The organism is uncultured Agrococcus sp., assembly GCF_945915485.1.
Lineage (GTDB): Bacteria > Actinomycetota > Actinomycetes > Actinomycetales > Microbacteriaceae > Agrococcus.
Genome location: NZ_CAMEFJ010000067.1, coordinates 1 through 14,347, shown reverse-complemented (window position 1 = coordinate 14,347; position 14,347 = coordinate 1). Strand labels below are relative to the sequence as shown.

General features: G+C 63.4%; 15 protein-coding genes. 9 read left to right on the top strand and 6 right to left on the bottom strand.

All coding sequences use genetic code 11. The features are described from left to right. The first annotated feature begins 84 nt into the window (after positions 1-84). On the top strand, positions 85-1,497 hold the full coding sequence (locus Q0O95_RS10510; RefSeq protein WP_293698192.1) for an APC family permease: 1,413 nt from the start codon (positions 85-87) through the stop codon (positions 1,495-1,497). A 57-nt stretch (positions 1,498-1,554) separates the two neighbouring features. Beyond that, positions 1,555-2,214 carry a flavodoxin family protein gene (locus Q0O95_RS10505; RefSeq protein WP_293698189.1) on the top strand — a complete coding sequence of 220 codons (660 nt, stop codon included), beginning with the start codon at positions 1,555-1,557 and terminating at the stop codon, positions 2,212-2,214. A gap of 116 nt (positions 2,215-2,330) precedes the next feature. On the opposite strand, the gene Q0O95_RS10500 is transcribed toward Q0O95_RS10505, so the two are convergent. From Q0O95_RS10500 to Q0O95_RS10490, 3 genes are read right to left on the bottom strand one after another with little or no spacing between them, the layout of a single operon-like run. Beyond that, complete coding sequence (locus Q0O95_RS10500; protein WP_293698186.1) at positions 2,331-3,995, bottom strand: hypothetical protein; 1,665 nt, start codon at positions 3,993-3,995, stop codon at positions 2,331-2,333. A gap of 2 nt (positions 3,996-3,997) precedes the next feature. Next, on the bottom strand, positions 3,998-4,906 hold the full coding sequence (locus Q0O95_RS10495; protein WP_293698183.1) for an ABC transporter ATP-binding protein: 909 nt from the start codon (positions 4,904-4,906) through the stop codon (positions 3,998-4,000). 10 nt (positions 4,907-4,916) lie between these two features. Beyond that, positions 4,917-5,624, bottom strand: coding sequence for a TetR family transcriptional regulator (locus Q0O95_RS10490; protein WP_293698180.1), 708 nt, complete (start codon positions 5,622-5,624; stop codon positions 4,917-4,919). A 208-nt stretch (positions 5,625-5,832) separates the two neighbouring features. On the opposite strand from Q0O95_RS10490, the gene Q0O95_RS10485 reads away from it, so the two are divergent. The 6 genes from Q0O95_RS10485 (at position 5,833) to Q0O95_RS10460 (ending at position 11,124) form a co-directional block, all read left to right on the top strand. After that, positions 5,833-6,387 carry a helix-turn-helix domain-containing protein gene (locus Q0O95_RS10485; protein ID WP_293698177.1) on the top strand — a complete coding sequence of 185 codons (555 nt, stop codon included), beginning with the start codon at positions 5,833-5,835 and terminating at the stop codon, positions 6,385-6,387. Between the two features lie 61 nt (positions 6,388-6,448). Beyond that, complete coding sequence (locus tag Q0O95_RS10480; RefSeq protein ID WP_293698174.1) at positions 6,449-7,651, top strand: MFS transporter; 1,203 nt, start codon at positions 6,449-6,451, stop codon at positions 7,649-7,651. A gap of 428 nt (positions 7,652-8,079) precedes the next feature. Continuing rightward, on the top strand, positions 8,080-8,721 hold the full coding sequence (locus tag Q0O95_RS10475; RefSeq protein ID WP_293698172.1) for a TetR/AcrR family transcriptional regulator: 642 nt from the start codon (positions 8,080-8,082) through the stop codon (positions 8,719-8,721). After that, entirely contained in the window at positions 8,718-9,491 is a 774-nt protein-coding gene (locus tag Q0O95_RS10470) for an SDR family oxidoreductase (RefSeq protein ID WP_293698169.1), read from the top strand. Before Q0O95_RS10475 ends, Q0O95_RS10470 begins: the two co-directional genes overlap by 4 nt. Continuing rightward, positions 9,488-10,366, top strand: a complete 879-nt coding sequence (locus tag Q0O95_RS10465; RefSeq protein ID WP_293698166.1) for an ABC transporter ATP-binding protein — start codon at positions 9,488-9,490, stop codon at positions 10,364-10,366. Before Q0O95_RS10470 ends, Q0O95_RS10465 begins: the two co-directional genes overlap by 4 nt. A gap of 17 nt (positions 10,367-10,383) precedes the next feature. Beyond that, positions 10,384-11,124 carry an ABC transporter permease gene (locus tag Q0O95_RS10460; RefSeq protein WP_293698163.1) on the top strand — a complete coding sequence of 247 codons (741 nt, stop codon included), beginning with the start codon at positions 10,384-10,386 and terminating at the stop codon, positions 11,122-11,124. A 386-nt stretch (positions 11,125-11,510) separates the two neighbouring features. Here Q0O95_RS10460 and Q0O95_RS10455 read toward each other — a convergent pair whose 3' ends face one another. Genes Q0O95_RS10455 through Q0O95_RS10445 form a run of 3 tightly spaced genes read right to left on the bottom strand, consistent with a single transcriptional unit; the run spans position 11,511 to position 13,430 of the window. Further along, the gene (locus Q0O95_RS10455) at positions 11,511-11,837 is read right to left on the bottom strand and encodes a hypothetical protein (RefSeq protein ID WP_293698160.1); all 327 of its coding nucleotides are present in this window, start codon (positions 11,835-11,837) and stop codon (positions 11,511-11,513) included. Further along, the gene (locus Q0O95_RS10450) at positions 11,834-12,700 is read right to left on the bottom strand and encodes a cytochrome c biogenesis CcdA family protein (protein WP_293698158.1); all 867 of its coding nucleotides are present in this window, start codon (positions 12,698-12,700) and stop codon (positions 11,834-11,836) included. The genes Q0O95_RS10455 and Q0O95_RS10450 overlap by 4 nt, the downstream gene beginning before the upstream one ends. A 1-nt stretch (position 12,701) precedes the next feature. Beyond that, on the bottom strand, positions 12,702-13,430 hold the full coding sequence (locus Q0O95_RS10445) for a thioredoxin domain-containing protein (protein WP_293698155.1): 729 nt from the start codon (positions 13,428-13,430) through the stop codon (positions 12,702-12,704). 319 nt (positions 13,431-13,749) lie between these two features. On the opposite strand from Q0O95_RS10445, the gene Q0O95_RS10440 reads away from it, so the two are divergent. Next, positions 13,750-13,962: a hypothetical protein gene (locus tag Q0O95_RS10440; RefSeq protein WP_293698152.1), complete on the top strand. Its 213-nt coding sequence runs from the start codon at positions 13,750-13,752 to the stop codon at positions 13,960-13,962. The last annotated feature ends 385 nt before the right edge of the window (positions 13,963-14,347 follow it).

Here is a 14,347-nt window from a genome sequence, read left to right as displayed (position 1 = left end):
ATTCCGGCGGCAGCCACGCACACGGCGATAGCTGAGCATTTTCGGCCCATTCCTCCCATCCACAATGACGTGAAAGAGACACCAATGTCCACTCTCCCTTCTCGCTCAGGCGCTGCTCCAGGCAACGCAGACGCCGCGCATGCCATGAACCAAGGAAAAGGGCAGCTTCGACGCTCACTCAAGCTCCGCCACCTCGTCTTCATCGGGCTCGCCTACATGGCGCCGGTCGCGGTGTTCGACATGTTCGGCATCGTGTCAGAAGAGACGGAGGGGCACGTACCGCTTGCCTACCTCGTCGTCCTCGTGGCCGTACTGTTCACCGCGTTCAGCTACTCGCGCATGGTGCGGTTCTTTCCGATCGCGGGGTCTGCCTATACCTATGCGAAGGAGGCGATCAACAAGCATCTCGGTTTCCTTGTCGGCTGGGTCGCGCCTCTCGACTACCTGCTCCTGCCGATGATCAACGCAATTCTCTCCGGCATCTATATGGGTGCGGTCTTCCCCGACGTACCGTTCTGGGTATGGGTCGTGCTGACGATTGCGATCTGCACCGCCCTCAACCTCCTCGGTGTGAAGCTGGCCGCAAGCATGAACGTGGTCCTGGTGACGATCCAGCTGGTCGTGGCGTTGGTGTTCCTTGTGCTCACGGTCAAGAACATCATTGATGGCGCGAACGGCGCTGAGTTCTCCATGGCACCGTTCTACGCTGTAGATATCTCCGGTACTGCCATCGCAGCGGGCGCAGCGATCCTGGCCCTGTCATTCCTCGGCTTCGACGCAGTCTCGACGCTCGCGGAAGAGGCGGAGCGACCGGAACGCGACATCCCGCGCGCGATCTTCATCATCGTCTCCGCGGCCGGCGTGTTCTTCATCAGCATCACCTACTTCATGCAGGTGTTGTTCCCCGACGTCACACTGCTGGAAGACGTGGTCGGGGCCTCGCCGGAGATTGCGAAGTACATTGGCGGGGCAGCGTTCCAGGCGATCTTCGTCGGTGGATACATGATGGCCGTACTCGGATGCGGTCTCACGCAGCAGATGAGCGCCGCGCGCCTCCTCTACGCCATGGGCCGTGACGGGGCACTCCCCCGGCGACTGTTCGGACACGTCGCGAAACGCACCGGCATCCCCGTTGCCAACGTCATCGTCGTCGCGGCGATCGCACTGACGGCTCTGTTCGTGGATCTCGACCAGGCAGCTTCTATGATCAACTTCGGTGCTTTCATCGCGTTCACCTTCGTGAATCTGTCGGTGATCTTCGTATTCTTCCGGTTCCTGAAGCGTCGAACACCCGGTGCCTGGATCGGCTTCGTAATCGTGCCGGGCGTCGGCGTGGCGATCAATGTCGGGCTGTGGTTCAGCCTCGATACGGTTTCGATGCTCATCGGCGGATGCTGGCTTGCTGTCGGCGTGATCTACCTGCTGGTGAAGACACGAGGTTTGAAGAAGAACGCTCCCGATCTCACCGGACCGGTCAACATCGACATGTACGAATAACCGGCCCACGCAGCAAGGGGATTGCCACACAGGGCACGCCGTGCAATTCTGCTGAGCATGACACTTCGCGCGATCTACATCAACGGAACGCTCACGCCATCGCCAGAGCACAGCCACACGGCAACCCTGATCGACCGCAGCGCTGACATCCTGCGACAGCAGGGGGTCGAAGTCGACATCGTCAGGGCTGTCGACCTCGACTTGGCTCCCGGTGTCCAGCCGGATATGACGGAGCAGGGCGCCGCATCCGACGCCTGGCCGGAGCTCTGGCAGCGGATACTGCACTCGGACATCATCGTGCTGGCCACCCCCATCTGGCTGGGACAGCCGTCGAGCGTGATCAGACGAGTCGCCGAGCGGCTCTACGCGCAGTCGGGCGAACTGAACGAAAACGGCCAGTCGATCTACACCGGCAAGGTCGCCGGATGCTTGGTCGGCGGCAACGAGGACGGCATGAAGCATTCTGCCTCCGAGATCCTCTACACCCTGCAGCACATCGGGTGCACGATTCCCCCGCAGGCGGACGCCGGCTGGGTTGGAGAAGCCGGGCCGGGGCCGTCGTTCGGCGACGAGCTGGATGATGGCACGCGAGCCGGGTTCGACAATGACTTCACGAACAGGAACATCACGATCATGTCGTGGAATCTGCTGCACCTCGCCAGAATGCTCGCTGACGGGATCCCGAACGAGGGCAACGATCGGCGTAAGTTCGGCTGAACCCGCTTTCTCCTTTGCCAAGACGACCGGTTCTCTCCCGCCGCGTTCACCCCTGTGTGCCACCATAAACGGTCTCGACGCCGTCCCCGTCGCCGGGCTCCGCAGAAGAACGCCCGTCACACAGGAGTCGTAATGTCCCGGGTCCGGAAGGCTCGGAAACCGACGACGAAGAGCCCGGTTGCCACTATGAGCAATCCCACGATCGCAAGCGCTGACACGTCCTCGGCCGGATATCTGGAAACCATCGAGAACGGTGAGAGCTGTGGTGCCCAGCCACCAACGCCGAAGAGTTCTCCGAGCTTGCCGATTGCTATCGCGTACGAAGCAAGCAACCAGACCGCTGGACGCGCGAACGATGGAGCGAAGCCGAAGAACGCTACAGAGACGGAGATCGTGAGCAGCACCGGAGCCACATAGACAAGCGCTGCAAGCAGCATTTTGGGGAGGATCGTGTCGTCTCCGACGGAAGCTGCGGCGGTCACACCGAGACCGAATGCGCTGAGGAAGAGGATGCCGATGCTGGAGAGCGCGGCTACCCCGACGTAGCTGCCCAACCAGCGAGTTCTGCCCACGCCGGTTGCCAGCACCGGCTCGGCCAGCCCCTGGACCTCGTCGTTGCGAGCGCGAAGAACGGCGAACGCACCGCCGTAGATCGCCGAGAAGATCGCCAGGATCGACACGAGGTGCGCGAGCAGTGCTTCCGCGGCAGATCCCCCGGTATCCGCGATGATGTTGCCGATCTGAGTCGAGTTCGCCGCGACGCTCTCGACGTCACCTATCAGAGGCCCGTAGAGCAGGCCGAATCCGACGATGCCGAGGGTCCAGCCGATGAGCACTCCTCGTTGCAGTCGCCATCTCATTCCCGAGGGCGAGGCAAGGGTCGAAGAGGCACTCGAGGGGCCGGGACGATTCGCCCATAGGCCGGCGCCGAGGTCGCGACGTGAACTGAGCCTGACCGCCAGAGCAACCGCTGCCGCGCTCGCGACGACGGGAACCAGCAGGGGCCACCAGAGGTTGTCGACAAACGCGTAGGTTCGTTGTGCCCAGGCGAAGGGCGAGAACCACGACAGCCAGTACGCGCCGGCAACGTCGCCCACCGAGCGGATGACGTACATCACGAACATCAGCAGAGTCGCCAACGCGATCGCCGGGGTCGATTGCCCGCGCAACTGTACAGCTACTGCAGTCGTGGCGGCGAAGAACATGCCTGCTCCTGCCATCGCCAGCCCGTAGAGCCATGAGCCCTCCCATGTCACGCTGTCGACTCCCGCGGTGCCGAGACCGATGGCAACGAGTATCGCGATCGCAAGATTAGCGATGACGGCGACGATCATGCCGACCGCCAACGAGGCGTGTCTGCCGACGACGTTGGACCGCAAGAGCTCTGCGCGCCCCGCATCTTCCTCGGTGCGTGTATGACGCACGACGAAGAAGATACTCATCAGGGCGACCACGATGAGCATGTATCCTATGGCTTCGTTCGTGAGGAACGCGCCGAGCGTGTAGTTTTCGACTCCTATGCTCGGGCCGGAAATAGCGATGAGGGCAGGGCGCTGGAGCATTTCGGCGCGTTCGGCGAGTTCCGCCTCACTGGAGTAGCCGCCACTGGCGGCAACCAAGATAGTGATGACTCCGGTGGCGATACCAATCGCCCATGCCGGAAGCCGGAATCGGTCGCGTCGAAGCGCCATTCGCAACAGCGTCGATAACCCGGTCAGCGTGCCGTTGGCTTTGCGAGAGGCTCCCCCTGCCGTCGGAGCAGATGTCTGCTGAGAAGTCATCGCTACGCCGCCCGCTCCGTGCCGGCGATGTCGTCGCCGTAGTGCCGCATGAACAATTGCTCGAGGGTGGGCGGTGTCGAGACAAGGGATTCGATGCCGAGTCGGTGCAGGTGACCCATAACCTCGCCGATGTGGTCCCCGTCGACATCCACGGTCACGTGGGGACCATCGAGCCGGACGTTGTGGACTCCCGCTACGGTTCCGATCTGCTCGGCAGGTCGAGCAGTCTTCGCTGTGACAGCCGTGCGGCTCAGGTGCCGCAGCTCGTCCAGTGTTCCGGATTCCACAATGCGCCCCTTGCGGATGATCGACACCCGGTCGGCAAGGTTCTCCACCTGCGCGAGGATGTGACTGGACAGCAGCACGGTACGGCCGCGTTGCTTCTCCTCGATAATGACTTCTTGAAATATCGAGTCCATCAGCGGGTCGAGCCCCGCTGTCGGCTCATCCAGGAGCAGCAGCTCCACGTCGCTTGCCAGTGCCGCTACGAGAGCGACCTTCTGCCGGTTTCCCTTGGAGTACGTTCTGCATCGCTTCGTAGGATCCAGATCGAAGCGTTCGCACAGGGCTTCTCGTCGTTTACTGTCGAAGCTCCCTCGAAGTCGGGCGAGAATATCGATGACCTGACCGCCTGTCAGAGATGGCCAGAGCTCGACGTCGCCGGGAACGTACGCAAGACGCCTATGCAGTGCTGCCGCATCCTTCCACGGATCACCTCCGAGGATGCTCACATCGCCAGCATCGTGACGCAGCAATCCCAGAAGCACCCGAATGGTCGTGGACTTGCCGGCGCCGTTGGGGCCCAAAAAGCCATGGATCTCACCTTCACCGACGCTCATATCGACGTCGTGCAGGGCTGTGAAGTTTCCGAATCGCTTGACCAGGCCGTTGATCGAAATGATGTCGTTCATCATCTGCTCCTTATGCTTTTGCAGCGTCGGCAGCATCGCCGTCGCCACCGACGCGAGCGTCTACTCCGTTTTTCAACGCTTCGTACGCTTCTTTGTTGAACAAACCCTCGGTGAGCATTTCTGAGGCAGCCAGAGTCCAGGCCAACTGATGGCTCACGTCGGGCGACATGAGATCGACGTCGATCAGACGCTTGGCGTGGCGGTGCAGGACGAGCGCACCGAGATTCCAGAGGAGCCCGATAGCCGCGCGTTCTCGAGAATGTTTCGATGGCTTGACCAAGCCGCTCTCGACGCCCTTGTCCATGTAGGCCAAGGCATCTCGGAAAGCTTCGTCGACGAGTTCTATGACAGCGGGAGAATCATCGGTCAATCGTGATGACAGGTATCCCATCGCTGTGCGCAGCCAGGGCTTCTCAAGAGACTCGACCGGGGCGAATGAGCCACCAGAGCCCAGGAGCGAAGTGTTGTGCTCGCGGAACAGCCTCAGCACGTATTCGTCGCAGGCCGTCGCCAGACCTTCTTTCGAGCCGAAGTGATGGACGACGAGTTGGGCGGAGACACCGGCCGCTGCCGCCACCGCCTTCATCGTCGTCGCCGCGACCCCGTGCTCGGCGAACTCGGTGAGCGCCGCATCCCTGATTCTCGACACAGCGGTGCGGTCTGCGTCAACGAACCGCCCTCGCCCGGATGCGTCGCTACTACTGGAAGATGCATTCATGCCGACTCCAAACTTTATCCAATACAGCCCACTTTATTAACTACAGTCCTTCAGTGCAAGGGGCCCCCTCTACTCGGGAACTCCAAGCACGACACCGCTACAGGACCGACTCCATTGTGCAAATAGTTCTTTGCAACCAATTACTTGCAATGCTACGTTTGCAACCATGCCCCTACCTGATAGCCCGGCCGGTGCTCAGCCTGATCGTTTGACCACGGCGTCGATGCGGGCGCTCGCCCACCCGATGCGCCTCAGGATCCTGGGGCACCTGCGTCTGCACGGCCCCGCGACTTCATCAACCCTGGCTCGAGAGTTCGGCATGAACTCGGGAGCTACGAGTTACCACTTGCGCCACCTCGCAAATCACGGACTCATCGAGGAGGATGCGGAGCGCGGGAGCAAGCGTGAACGATGGTGGCAGGCACCCCACCAGAGCACCTACTTCGACCAGGAGTCCCTTTCGGGAGAATCCGGCGAGCACTTTCTACGCGCCCTCAGCCAGGTCCACGTCGAACACATTCACCACGCGGCAGAGCGGCATGTCACCATGACGACGGAGTCACAGGGTCTACTGGATCTGAGCGACTGGATGCTCAACCTCACCCCCGAAGAGGCGACGAGCCTCGGCAAAGAAATCGCAGAACTCTTGGGTCGTTACAGGCGCCACACCGCCGACACCGCTGCATCAGCATCCGACGAAGCTCATCCCATACTCGTACAGCTGCAGATCCTGCCTCACCCTCAATCGAACAACCAAGCCTGATCACCGCCATGCTCAGATGAATGCAATGCCGAACAGACGACAGCATGGAAACCGTCAAGGCATGTACGGACTGCTGATGGCCAACGCCGTTTCACTGTTCGGCACAAGACTTTCGATGATCGCAATACCGTGGTTCGTCATCAGCAGCACCGGCAGCCCAGCCCTCACCGGCGTAGTTGCGGCGGCACAGATGGGCCCGTACGTCATCGCCAAAGCGCTCGCGGGGCCTCTGATCGATCGTCTCGGTCCGCGCCGCGTTGTAGTCGCAGCCGACATCGCCTCCGGCGTCTCCGTCGCGGTCATCCCGGTGCTGTACCTGCTCGACACACTGGAGATCGGCGTGCTCATAGGTGCGGTCGCCATTCTCGGTGCCGTGAGCGGCCCCGCTGACGGCGGCAAGAGCGCTCTCATTCCTATCGTTGCCGACGACGCCCGCGTTCCATTAGAGCGGATAACCGGCCTGGACGGCACCATCGAACGGCTCGCCACAACACTGGGGGCGGCCGGTGCCGGAACGCTCGTGGCATTGATCGGAGCAATCCCCGCCCTCTGGGTCACGACTGTCACCTTCATCGCGGCCGCTTTGGTGATCGCTGCCACGACCCCTCGAGCCATCTTGTCAAGTGACGGCCAAACGTATCTTGCCGATCTTCGGGCAGCGTTGGTGTTTATCGGTCGTGACCGATTGCTTCGCTCGCTGTACGCAATGATCAGCGTCACCAATCTCTTGGATGCCGCTCTGTTCGCCGTGTTGCTTCCGGTCTGGGCACATGAAACCGGATACGGGCCAGCAGTCATCGGCCTACTCTCTGGTGGGTTCGGCGGTGCTGCCATCTGCTCCAGCCTGCTCGCGGCCGCGATCGGGCACCGCCTTCCCCGTCGAATGACGTATCTCCTGGGCTTCCTCATCACCGGACTTCCACGCTTCGTCGTGCTGGCCATCGACGTGCCGCTGCCCGTGGCCGTTGCAACGTTTGCCATCGCGGGTCTTGGTTCCGGGGTCCTCAACCCGATACTCGGGGCAGTGATCTTCGAACGTATCCCCCGCGCCGCTGTGGGCCGGGTCTCGGCCATGGGGTCTTCTCTGGCGTGGATCGGCATACCGTTTGGCAGCATCGCGGGAGGAGCGCTGATCACGGCTTCCGGTTTGGCCGCGGCCATGCTGATCTGCGGCATCGTCTACTTCGCCGTCACCACCGTGCCGGGGCTGCAGAGAGAGTGGCGAGAAATGGACGTTCGTGCAGGGCGGAACGACTCCGGCTAAGCGCTGGCGAATAGAGAGCACAAGCATCGAAACGCGGCGATCTCGCCAAGCAATGGCGAAAATCGCCGCGTTTCAGTCGGAATCATGAAAAACGCCGCTTCTCAGGGTCGCCGGTGCTGGCGCGCGGGCCGGAGGCGTGACAGCAGCGGGTTCCGCGGCCCGAGCGTTCCGCGTGGCGTGGACCTGCATCGCTCGAACGCCGCCGTGCGCGACCCCTCACGGCCGCTACCCAGTCGGACCTTGCACGTCCTTTGTGGGCAGTGCCCGAACTCCCAAGGTGCTCGAATCCGCAAGATCAGGAAGCCCGACCGGTGCTGCGGCGAACACACCGAACAAACCACGCCCGCTCACCGCGTTCCAGCCCGTCTCTTCCGAGCAAAAATCGCCGGACTGGACAGCAGCCTGGCCGCCTGTGCTATATTTTGGCCATGATGCCAAACAATGATCAGGTCGGCCAGCAGCGCACCTTTATCGAAGAGGCGCGGCGAGCTCAGATCGTGACCGCCGCCGTCGAGACCATCGCCGAGGTCGGCTACCACCGCGCGTCGATGGGCAAGATCGGCGCCCGTGCGGGGATCAGTCGCGGGCTCATCTCGTACCACTTCGCGGGGAAATCCGAATTGATTAGCCAGGTCGTCACCACCGTCTACACCGATGCCGCAGCATTCATGGGGCCGATGATCGAGGCCGAGGCCACCCCCGCGAACCAGCTGCGTGCGTACGTCGGCTCGAACCTGGAATACATGCGCGCCTATCCCGCCCGGATGGTCGCGATCGTCGAGATCGTCACCGGCGGTGGCCTTGCCGACCTGCCCGACGCAGACCCGACCGAAGTCGACCGGCATATGCTGCTACCGCTGGAGCAGCTGTTCGAGGCTGGTCAGCACAGCGGCGAGTTCCGAGACTTCGACGTCACCGTCATGGCCCGGATCGTGAGAAGTGCGATCGACCTCGTTCCTACCGCGCTGTCGCGCGATCCAGACCTCGATATCGACCGCTACCTGCGAGAGATCACCACCGCCATCGACCACGCCACCCGACCGATCCCATCTGCAACGGAGGAGACATGAGCCCCTTAGACGGCAAAGTCGCACTCATAACTGGTGGAGCAAGCGGGATCGGTGCGGCAATCGCCCGCCGTTTCGCCGCTCATGGCGCGCGCGTCGTCATCGCCGACATCGATCCGGCCGGTGAGACCGTCGCTCGTGAGACGGGAGGATTCTTCATTCACAGTGACGTTTCGCAGATGGACGACAGTTTCGCTGCAGTGCAAACCGCAATCGAACGATTCGACGGCCTCGATATCGCAGTGCTCAACGCAGGAATCGGTGAACAGGGCGTTTTCGTTGAAGACTTCCGGCCCGAGCACTATCGTGACCTGGTCTCGGTCAACCTCGACGGCGTGGTCTACGGAATGCGAGCCGCCCTGGAGGTCTTCTCCCAACAGGGGTCCGGTACGATCCTGGCCACGTCGAGCCTGGCCGGCTTGAGCGAGAGCCCGATGAACCCGCTGTACGCGGCCACGAAACACGCCGTGATCGGATTGATCCGCTCAGTTGCGCCGAGCGTGGCCGAGCGAGGCATCACCGTCAACGCATTGTGCCCCACATTCATTCACACTCCGATCCTCGGGGAAGCAATACCGTACATCAACGATCTAGGAGTCGCGGTCCTGCAACCCGAGCGGGTCGCCGAGGTCGCCGAGCTGGTACTCCTGCGGGGCGGGACCGGACAGGCATGGCCGGTTGTGCCGCACGGCGAGCCCAGCCCCTTCGCCTTCCCCGCCCTCCCCTCGATCATGATCGACCCGAACCAACCGCTCACGGAGACCGGAACATGACCGTCCTCGCTCGTACACGCAGTCTCACCCGCCGATACAACGGCATAACTGCGCTCGACAAAATCTCCCTGGACATCCCCGCCGGGCAGGTGCTCGGGCTGCTTGGACCCAACGGCGCGGGCAAGTCCACGCTCATCAACGTTATGACGGGTCTGCTCAAACCCACGTCCGGCAGTGTCGAGCTGTGCGGAACCGATCCGCGCAGCGATGAAACCCGCCGCGCGATCGGTGTGACACCGCAGGAGACCGGGCTGCCGGAATCGTGGCGGGTTTCCGAACTTGTCGACTTCGTATCGGCACACTTCCCCGACCCTGTGGACCGCGCCGAACTGCTCGAGCGATTCGACCTCACCGCGCTGGCGAATCGTCAGGCCGGCGGACTCTCCGGTGGGCAACAGCGGCGCGTGGCGGTCGCGCTGGCTTTCGCTGGGCGCCCCAAGCTGGTATTCCTCGACGAGCCCAGCACCGGCCTCGACGTGGATGCGCGACGCGCGCTCTGGGACGGCATCCGCTCCTTCCACGCCGAGGGCGGAGCCGTCCTGCTGACCAGCCACTACATCGACGAGGTGGAGGAGCTCGCGGACCGCGTCGTGGTCATGGACCGCGGCGGAATTATCGCTGAAGGCAGTGTTTCCGAGATCCGTGGCCGGGTACGGCTCAAGCGCGTCACCCTGACCGACCCGGTGCTACCCGAGCTGAGTGGAGCCACCTCGATCGAGCGAGAGGCCAACCGCGCCCATCTGCTCACCAACGACGCGACCGCGCTCGTCCGAGAGTTGGTGACCGCCGGAGCCTCCTTTACCGACATCGAGATCGAGTCCGCCTCGCTGGAAGACGCCTTCTTGGCGCTGACCGGCGATGAGCGAGCCGTATGACACGAAAGGCCATCCCAATGTCCTCCTTGACCATGACCTACACCAGGCGGAACCTGACTGAGAACATCCGGACACCCACCATGTTCCTGACCGTGGCGCTAGTCCCGGTCGGAGTCATGGTGTTCTTTGTCGTGCCGTTCATCGGACAAGATACGGCGGCCATTACCTCGGCCACCGCCACCCTTGTTGTGTTCGGGGTGCTCATGGCCTGTGTCGGTCATTTCAGCATCGTGATCGCGGCCGGGCGGGAGTCCGTCTGGGGGAACTATCTACGCACCCTTCCAGGCGGAATCATGCCGCAGATGCTGAGCCACATACTGGTCGGGCTGGTCGTCGTCGCGGCAGCGATCATCCCGATCCTGCTGGTGGCCGGACTGTTCACCGCTGCTGCGGCTCCTGTGCCACGAGTGCTGCTTGCCGCGGGAGCGCTGCTGGTCGCGGTCGTGACGTTCACCCTGCTGGGGTTGGCGATGGGCTACCTGATGTCGATGCGGGTTGCAATCATCGCCAACAGCATCGGATTCCTGCCGTTGGCGGTAGCCGGCGGCATGTTCTTCGACCGGGCGGATACTCCTGCGATCATCGAGCACATAGCACCCTTCGTTCCCACCCGGGGAACAACCGACCTCGTGCTACTCGCCCTCACCGGCGAGCCCGTTGGGCCGCTGTCACTGGTGATGCTCGCAGTATGGATCGTGATTCTCGTCGGGCTCACCGTCTGGGGCTACCGCCGCGACCAGGTTCGACGATTCGACTGAGCCGTCCTGCGCGACTGCGCTGCACCCGGCCCGAAGGGAGAAGGAGGTTCGCGCTCATCGTGATGTGCGCGCTCCAGCCGACCTTCGTCCTCGACGGCACGAAGGTCGCCGACGCAGCTCCCGATTACTCAAGAAGTACTCGGATTCTTCCAAGGTTCGTCCTCATGAGGCGTGAGGTACTTTCACGGTCCACTGATGTTCGTACGGCGGCGGCCACGCTTGGATTCTGTGCAGACCGCTACTAAGGAGGACGCACCTACGAAACGAAGAGCACGGCGACCGTGCATCGCTGAACCTGTTCCCGTGGGGCCGGCTCGAGTGCAGAGACCTCAGGCGCCATCGGAGTCGTCATCTGCAGCCTCGTCGAAAGAGTGCGAGCCGCGCGGTCAGAGCCGCATGTACGCCGCGCCGTCGAGCTGGGCTTCGACGATGGCGACAGCAGCCGATGCCGCGATGCTCACAGTGGGCGGCAGGGCCGCGGAATCGATGCCCCTACGCTGCAAGCCAACGGCGCACGCGCTCACTTCGACGGCATCCGGCACTTCGTGGGTGAGTGCCGACACGCCCTCGAGGGCGGGGCCGTTGACGATCACGGTGACGCGGACGCCGTCGATCGACTCGGCGAGTCTGCCTGCGGTGTCGACGGCGCGGCTCACGTCGTCGGCGGCATCCGATGCGTGCACGATCACCTGTCGGGGTGCGAATGAGGTCATGATGCGGTCTCCTCCGTCCGGGACTGTATGGCGGCTGTCGATCTTCTGCGGCGAGCGACCATCCAGGCGGCGATGCCGGCGACCGGCAGCACCACGATCACGATCAGGTCGAACAGGGGGTTCACCAGCAGCGCGCTGCGCTCCTGGAAGCGCATCAGCACATCGGTCGGCACCAGCGAGGGCAGGCTCACGAGTCCGTTGGTGGTCCAGAAGAGCACGCCTACGGTGATGATCATGAGGCCGGTGATGACGCTGGTGGTGTGCAACTGGCGGCCGAGCACGGTGAAGGCCCGACCGCGGAGGATCCCGCGACCGCGGCTGCCGAGTCGCTGCCAGAGTGCGGCGATGATCATCAGTGGGACGACCATCCCTGCTCCGTAGACGGCAAGCAGCCCGCCTGCGCTCCAGGGGTTCCCCTGAGCGAGCGCCAGCGACAGGATCGCACCGAGAATCGGGCCGGCGCAGAAGCCGGCGATGCCGCCCGCGGCGCCGAGCAGCAGCGTGCGGACGAAGCCCTTGCCTGCGGATGCCCTGCCCTGCAGCTTCGAGGCGCCCGGGATCACCCGGCTCAGATCGAAGCCGAGCCCGAGCGTCTGGGCGATGCCAAAGCCGACGAGGAGGAGCGAGGTGATCGCGATGACGAGGCCGCGCTCGGTCATGACGAGCGTGCCGAGGGCGCCGATGCCGAGCCCGAACGGCACCAGTGTGATGACCAGGCCGAGGTAGAAGACACCACCGTGGGCGAGCAGCCCGAGCCGGGCCCCGACGGTGGAGGCGAAGAATGCTGGCAGCAGGAGCGCGCTGCAGGGACTCAGCAGCGCAAGTGCCCCGCCGAGGAACGCTGTGATGAGACCGATCTCCATGTCACTGCCGCTCTTCGAGGGCCGTGTCGATGACTCGCGAGAAGAATTCGGTGGGTTGCGCGCCGACGATGGGTCGGGCATCCAGCACGAAGGTGGGGGTGCCCGTGACGCCGATGCTGCGTCCCTCCGCGGCGGTCTGCTGGTTCTGCTCCAGCAACTCCTCCGACTCCATGTCGGCAGCGAATCGCTCGGTGTCGAGGCCGAGGTCCGCTGCAAGCTCGACCAGCGCGTCCGCGCTGAGGTCTCCCTCATCTCGCGTCTCGCCGTCGGCGAAGAGCGCGTTGTGGTACTCCCAGTACTTGCCCTGAAGACCGGCTGCGTGGGCGGCGAGTGATGCCCGCTCCGATGGCTCGCCGTACATGTTGATGTCGCGCCATTCGATGCGCAGGGAGCCATCGTCGACGTAGTCCATTATCGCAGGCAGCGTCTCCTGGTTCCAGCGCGCGCAGAAGGGACACTGGTAGTCGGAATACACGACCATCGTCAGCGGGGCATGCACGGAGCCGGCGCTCTGCACGTCGGCTTCGTCGCGACGCTCGAGCTGGGCGAGTTCGGGGACCCGCTCCGGAATACCCCCGAACTCAGCAGCCTCTCCCGGCGGGGCCTCCGCAACCGGTTGCGGGTCGCCCCGGAGCTGGAAGATCACCAGCACTGCCAGAAGTGCTGCGATCAGGAGCAGCGCCGCGGGCACGAGCCAGTTCGTCGGTCGCTGAGCTTGCTTCTCGGTCATCCGTGCTCCTGTTCTGAGTCTCGGGCGGGCCCCAAGAATTACTATGCTACATAGTCGACTATGCCACATAGTCGACTTGAAGCATAATAGATGCCATAGAGCGAATCGGGCTCTGGCTGCGGCGACTGACAGCGACGATGGTGTTGGCGGCGGGCGCACTGCGGATGTGGCGGGGCAGGCAGATCGTTGCGGCGCTGATCGGCTCGGTCGCGTTCGGGGTCGTACTGGGCATCGCAACTGTGCTGATTCCGAACACGCTGTTCCAGTGGACGTCCCGCCCGTTTGGTGAAACTACCCGGTCTGGATCACGACGTCGATCATGACGGGCATGCTGATCGCCACCTACGTGCGGCCGACGGGGTCGTCGACAGTGTCGGATGTCGCGGCCACCGAGCCTGCCGCCGCGGCGCTCCTCGAGCGACAGGAGCGTCGCGGCGCACGCGAGCGTGACGCCCTCATTCGGGCCCTCCTACCAGTGCGCCTCGTGCGCCGCCACCCGCATCACGCTCGAGTCGTACGTTGCCCGGGGTGAGCATCAGCGGGATGGATGTCGGTGCCACGAAGTGCATGGAGCGCGCGGAAGTCGCGAACGATGCCGCTCCCATGTTCTGCACGCAGCGACGACCGTGCTGCCGAGCACGACGCCGCGGTAAATGCCACCACCGGTGCCGCCACACCTTGCCGAGCTCGGCACGTGTGCGTGACTTTCACTTCATCTGGCTCATACATCCTTGGATGAGGGGAACGGGTTCGCTGATTGGCCCACAAAGTGACAGGTCGCGCTACAGCGTCCCGAAGGCCCTCAATGAGAGAAGCACCGCTTCCGCTGTGCTTTTCGAAGTTGTGAACCTGAATCGCTCCGTCGGCGCCGTGTGCGCCTCCTCCACGACCGCGGCGCAGTCGAACGCTACGCGTTC

Excerpts from the sequence above, each read along its gene's own strand:
- Q0O95_RS10440 (WP_293698152.1), top strand. The coding sequence starts at position 13,750 with ATGACGGGCATGCTGATCGCCACCTACGTGCGGCCGACGGGGTCGTCG.
- Q0O95_RS10445 (WP_293698155.1), bottom strand. The coding sequence starts at position 13,430 with ATGACCGAGAAGCAAGCTCAGCGACCGACGAACTGGCTCGTGCCCGCG.
- Q0O95_RS10480 (WP_293698174.1), top strand. The coding sequence starts at position 6,449 with ATGTACGGACTGCTGATGGCCAACGCCGTTTCACTGTTCGGCACAAGA.
- Q0O95_RS10510 (WP_293698192.1), top strand. The coding sequence starts at position 85 with ATGTCCACTCTCCCTTCTCGCTCAGGCGCTGCTCCAGGCAACGCAGAC.
- Q0O95_RS10490 (WP_293698180.1), bottom strand. The coding sequence starts at position 5,624 with ATGAATGCATCTTCCAGTAGTAGCGACGCATCCGGGCGAGGGCGGTTC.
- Q0O95_RS10450 (WP_293698158.1), bottom strand. The coding sequence starts at position 12,700 with ATGGAGATCGGTCTCATCACAGCGTTCCTCGGCGGGGCACTTGCGCTG.
- Q0O95_RS10470 (WP_293698169.1), top strand. The coding sequence starts at position 8,718 with ATGAGCCCCTTAGACGGCAAAGTCGCACTCATAACTGGTGGAGCAAGC.
- Q0O95_RS10465 (WP_293698166.1), top strand. The coding sequence starts at position 9,488 with ATGACCGTCCTCGCTCGTACACGCAGTCTCACCCGCCGATACAACGGC.
- Q0O95_RS10475 (WP_293698172.1), top strand. The coding sequence starts at position 8,080 with ATGATGCCAAACAATGATCAGGTCGGCCAGCAGCGCACCTTTATCGAA.
- Q0O95_RS10495 (WP_293698183.1), bottom strand. The coding sequence starts at position 4,906 with ATGAACGACATCATTTCGATCAACGGCCTGGTCAAGCGATTCGGAAAC.
- Q0O95_RS10500 (WP_293698186.1), bottom strand. The coding sequence starts at position 3,995 with ATGACTTCTCAGCAGACATCTGCTCCGACGGCAGGGGGAGCCTCTCGC.
- Q0O95_RS10455 (WP_293698160.1), bottom strand. The coding sequence starts at position 11,837 with ATGACCTCATTCGCACCCCGACAGGTGATCGTGCACGCATCGGATGCC.
- Q0O95_RS10460 (WP_293698163.1), top strand. The coding sequence starts at position 10,384 with ATGTCCTCCTTGACCATGACCTACACCAGGCGGAACCTGACTGAGAAC.
- Q0O95_RS10505 (WP_293698189.1), top strand. The coding sequence starts at position 1,555 with ATGACACTTCGCGCGATCTACATCAACGGAACGCTCACGCCATCGCCA.